The following is a 595-nucleotide window of genomic DNA, read 5'->3' on the forward strand; positions in this document are numbered from 1 at the left end:
GCGCGCCTTCGATGAGCAAGAGCCTCGCCGCCGGCCGCCGGACGGGCGTCCAACAGGTACGCACCATCGCCGACACGCTGGCGCCGCGTAGCGTCAGCGACCTGACCTATGGCATCACGCGCCAGTACGTGGATACGATTCACCTTATTGACGACCGCCAGATGGTGCAGGCGATGCGCTGGCTCTGGGCTGAATGTAACCAGATCGTTGAGCCGGCCGGCGCGGCAGTTGTAGCAGCGTTGTTGGACGGCGGCGTGCCGTTGGGCAAATACGAGTGTCCCGTGGCGCTCATCTGCGGCGGCAACGCAGCGGCAGAGAGCGTGTTTGCCTCTTACCAGCAGGCGGCCGACATGCTGATGGGCATCAACTAGTACGCCTCTTAGCCAACACAGCATGCCGGTGGAACGCCGCCATAATACAACGAGCAGGCTGATCCGCTGGGTCCTTCTAAAGGACCGGGACTAACGCTGAAAGGGCGCACTAAGCCGATCCCGCCTTGTACACGGGAGGAATTCTAATGACGACGCCATCTCCACAACCCGCCTACCCATCGACGCCCACGCCTCCACCACCTCACCTCCCGACCCGCCGCGTC

Annotated in this window: 1 protein-coding gene; it reads left to right on the plus strand. The window is 63.4% G+C overall.

Going from position 1 to position 595, the window contains the following annotated elements:
- Nucleotides 1-371: pyridoxal-phosphate dependent enzyme (locus NZ585_15025; GenBank protein MCS7081341.1), on the plus strand; the 371-nt coding region annotated here is incomplete at its 5' end.
- Between the last annotated feature and the right edge of the window lie 224 nt (nucleotides 372-595).

The sequence above is a fragment of the Chloracidobacterium sp. genome, assembly GCA_025057975.1.
Lineage (GTDB): Bacteria > Acidobacteriota > Blastocatellia > Chloracidobacteriales > Chloracidobacteriaceae > Chloracidobacterium.